The 3,848-nt window shown below is 62.4% G+C and carries 5 protein-coding genes; 4 read left to right on the top strand and 1 reads right to left on the bottom strand.

Annotation, left to right across the window (positions count from 1 at the left end; genetic code table 11):
* Positions 1-907, top strand: a 907-nt coding sequence (locus ACZM96_RS09990; protein ID WP_489488869.1) for a hypothetical protein, incomplete at its 5' end; no start/stop codon positions are given.
* A gap of 317 nt (positions 908-1,224) precedes the next feature.
* On the opposite strand, the gene ACZM96_RS09995 is transcribed toward ACZM96_RS09990, so the two are convergent.
* Entirely contained in the window at positions 1,225-1,485 is a 261-nt protein-coding gene (locus ACZM96_RS09995) for a HypC/HybG/HupF family hydrogenase formation chaperone (protein ID WP_489488870.1), read from the bottom strand.
* 164 nt (positions 1,486-1,649) lie between these two features.
* Here ACZM96_RS09995 and ACZM96_RS10000 point away from each other — a divergent pair, with 164 nt between their 5' ends.
* From ACZM96_RS10000 to mlaD, 3 genes are read left to right on the top strand one after another with little or no spacing between them, the layout of a single operon-like run.
* On the top strand, positions 1,650-2,423 hold the full coding sequence (locus tag ACZM96_RS10000; protein ID WP_346664529.1) for an MlaE family ABC transporter permease: 774 nt from the start codon (positions 1,650-1,652) through the stop codon (positions 2,421-2,423).
* Positions 2,424-2,430: 7 nt separating this feature from the next.
* On the top strand, positions 2,431-3,252 hold the full coding sequence (locus ACZM96_RS10005) for an ABC transporter ATP-binding protein (RefSeq protein ID WP_294486377.1): 822 nt from the start codon (positions 2,431-2,433) through the stop codon (positions 3,250-3,252).
* A 10-nt stretch (positions 3,253-3,262) separates the two neighbouring features.
* Entirely contained in the window at positions 3,263-3,706 is a 444-nt protein-coding gene (gene mlaD, locus ACZM96_RS10010) for an outer membrane lipid asymmetry maintenance protein MlaD (protein WP_489488871.1), read from the top strand.
* The last annotated feature ends 142 nt before the right edge of the window (positions 3,707-3,848 follow it).

Below are 3,848 nucleotides of genomic sequence, written 5' to 3' on the forward strand. Positions count from 1 at the left end.
CGGCACCTCCTTCAGCGGAAGCCTGCATCAGTCGCTTTCGGGAAGGCCGACCCTCACCGGAGCGCTGAACTTCCCCCTTCTCAATATCGACGACTACCGCTCCACGGAAAGCCGCGCCTCTTCCTCGTCCACGCCGCTGCCGCTCTCCTTCCTGAAGAACACCGACCTGTCCCTCACGCTCTCGGCCGACAGGCTGCGGGCCTTTTCCACCACGCTCGCCGACGTCTCCCTGCCCGTTTCCCAGAAAAACGGCACGCTGAGCGCGTCGCTCAAGGCGGTCTTCCCCGGCGGAGGACAGGCCGAAGCCCATTTTCAGGCCGCACTTGCCGCCGATCAGAGCGCCGCGGATCTTTCCCTCGTCACCCGATGCCGGAACATGAACATGATGAACTTCAGCCGCGACAGAGGCCAGAAAACGCTCATCGGCGGCACCGGCACCTTCGACGCCTCCCTGCGCTCGCGGCAGAAGCACTGGGAGGACTGGAAACACGCGCTCAGCGGCAAGCTCTCGCTTTTCGTCTCGAACGGGGCCATCGTGACGCCTGAATCCGGCCACGGCGACAGAACCCGAAAGGAATCCCGCACGGACTTCAAAACCATGTCCATGACGATTGCCCTTTCCGGCGGCGTGGCCTCCTGCCGCGACTTTCTCATCAAGGGCTCTCCCATCACCATCACCGGCGGCGGAACGGCCAGCCTCGCCACGGAAACCATCGACGCCGAGGCCACGGTCACGCTGGCGGGCATCCCGGAAATGCCCCTTTCCATCACCGGCAATCTCTTCTCGCCGAAAATCACCTACAAACTGCTCGGCGCGGTGACCGGCACGGTGGGCAATCTGGGCTCCGGCGTCATCGACCTGGTGGGCGGCGTGCTGAGCGCCCCCTTCAAGCTGTTCATGAAGTAAAACCGGGGAAAACGCACGGGCTTCGACGACACGCCTTTTTCCCAGCATGAAGACGGCACGGAGGCTCTTCTCCCTTCCCTCACGCGAGCCCCCCAAAAAACTGCCGGGTTCAGGCGGCGCGCCCTTTTCCGTAAGCCCTCGGGCGCGGCGACAAAAGGCAAAAAAATACGCCGCCCCGCGTTTCCCATCGGAAAACACGGAAGCGGCGCGTGCCGACGCAAAGAATCAGCCCCGGAGCGCGGCGGCCCGCCCGGCAAAAAGGCTGCCCGCGCTTCAAAAACGCCGCAGCTCGCCGGACGCTCCGCCGGCGTCAAAACTCAGAGGCGCTCAAGCTCGCGGCCCTCGTTCACCCCGAGCGCCGCAATCTGACGGAAGATCTTGAGCGATTCCTCCGCTTCGGCGGCGTCGAGCGAACGCAGGGCAAAGCCCGCATGCACAATAACGTAGTCGCCGAGCCGGGGAGCCTCCGGCAGAAGAAGGGTGGAAATTTCCATATAATTTTCCCCCTGACCCACCTGAACGCGGGCCTTTCCCTCTTCCGGCACTTCCACGACTCGAACGGGAACGGCAAGACACATAGGTATTCTCCTGAAAAAACTCATATCATGACATGACAATCCTCTCTCATACCCCTGCAGGAAAAATCATGCAAGCGTCCGGCCCCGCAACAGGCGCATGCGTTGCTAAAATTCGGGAAATCGGCTAACGTCCCTCTACTTATCCACCGGAGTAAGACAACATTATGAATGAAATCTTTGCACCCGTCCTGAATCTTCTGAACCGCCTCGGAGAGATGGCGCTGTTTCTCTTTGAAGGTTTCAGGCAGGCATACGGCTCCCGACGGCTGTTCGGCAAGATTCTCCAGCAGATATACGTCATCGGGGCGAAATCCATGTTCGTCATCCTGCTCATCGGCCTGTTCACCGGTCTGGTGCTCGGCCTGCAGGCCTTCTACGCCATGTCCATGTTCGGCGCTCAGGGCATGCTCGGCTCCCTGCTCGCCCTCACCCTCATCCGCGAAATGGCCCCCGTGCTCACCGCCGTCATGATCACTGCGAGAGCCGGTTCCGCCATGACCGCGGAAATAGGCGTCATGCGCATCTCCGATCAGATCGACGCCCTCGAAGTCATGGACATCAATCCCACGGGCTATCTCGTCACCCCGCGCCTTCTGGCCTCCCTGTTCACGTTTCCGCTGCTCACCTCCATTTTCACGGTGGTGGGCATCTTCGGCGGCTACCTGTCCGCCTGCGTGCTGCTCGGACTCAACGAAGGCCGCTACTTTTCCGGCATCGAGTCCAGCGTCACCATGGACGACGTGCAGGGCTGCTTTCTCAAGGCCGTGGTCTTTGCCGTCATCGTCATCACCGTGTGCTGCTTCCAGGGCTACAACGCCCACAGAAGAAGCGACGGCAAGGGCGCGGAAGCCGTGGGCAACGCCACCACGTCCGCCGTGGTCATGAGCTGCGTGCTCATTCTCATGGCCGACTACGTTCTCACCTCCTTCCTTCTCTGAGGCGCGCATGAATCAGCAAGCCTGGGACATCACCCTTGAACATCTCGACGGCGGCTACGACGGCCGCATCGTGCTGAAGGACTTTTCCGCCGTCATCCCCGCCGGAACCATCACCACCATCCTCGGCGAATCCGGCTGCGGCAAGACCACCCTTCTGCGCCTGCTGCTGGGCCTGAACCGCCCCTATGCGGGCTCCATACGCATCGGCGGGCGCGACGTGTGCAACATGTCGGAAACGCAGTTCCGCAAGATGCGCCGCCGCTTCGGCGTGCTCTTTCAGGACGGAGCGCTCATCAGCTCCCTCACCCTCGCCGAAAACGTGGCCCTGCCCCTTGTCGAGCACACGAAACTGCCCAGAAAAACCCTGCGCGAAGCCGCCCTGCGCACCCTGGCTCTCGTGGGTCTGGAAAAGTTCGGCTCCTACTATCCGGGCGAGCTTTCCGGCGGCATGCGCAAGCGCGCAGGCCTCGCCCGGGCCATCGTCACGGAGCCGCCCGTGCTCTTCTGCGACGAGCCCACCTCCGGCCTTGATCCCATCACGGCCGCGCAGATGGATCAGCTTCTGCTCGACATGAAGGCATGCTATCCTTCCATGACCACCGTGGTGGTCACGCACGACCTCGGCAGCGTGGAACACATTGCCGAACACGTGCTCGTGCTCCAGAACGGCCGCGCGGCCTTCTCCGGCTCCAAGGAAGAACTTCACGCGTCGCAGGACCCCTATCTGCGCCGTTTTCTCGACCGCAAATTTGAAGAATCCCGCCGCATGGCGGCTCCGCCCCTGGACAGCTCCGTACGCAAGGCGCTGGCCGAATGGCTGGACGATTAACGAGGAACCTATGTCAGCTGCAAAGAACACCGTCATTGGAATATTCGTGGTCATCGGCCTTGTCTGCGTGGCCTATCTCACCATCAAGCTCGGCCGCATGGAAGTGCTCGGCGACAGCGGCTACACCGTGACCGCGCGCTTCTCCTCCGTGGCCGGTCTGCGCGTCGGAGCCAGCGTGGAAATCGCCGGCGTGTCCATCGGCCGGGTGTCCGCCATCCGGCTCGACACCAAGGACTACACCGCCCACGTCGATCTGCACATCAACGAAGGCGTGCCGCTCTCCGAAGACGTCATGGCCTCGGTGAAGACCAGCGGCCTCATCGGCGACAAATACATCGCCATCACACCCGGAGGCTCGGAAACCCCGCTCGAACCCGGCAGCCTCATTACCGACACGGAACCCGCCCTTGACCTCGAAGCCCTGATCGGCAAAGTCGTTTTCGGAGGTGTATAATGCGCATCAAAATCTTCCTTCTCTCCCTGGTTCTCTGCGTGCTTGCCGCGGCCCTGCCCGCCCACGCCGCGGACATGACCGCCCGTCAGACCGCCGAGGCCGGCGCCGACCGCATACTCGCCCTGCTCAACGATCCGGCCTT

This window comes from Mailhella sp., assembly GCF_057866825.1.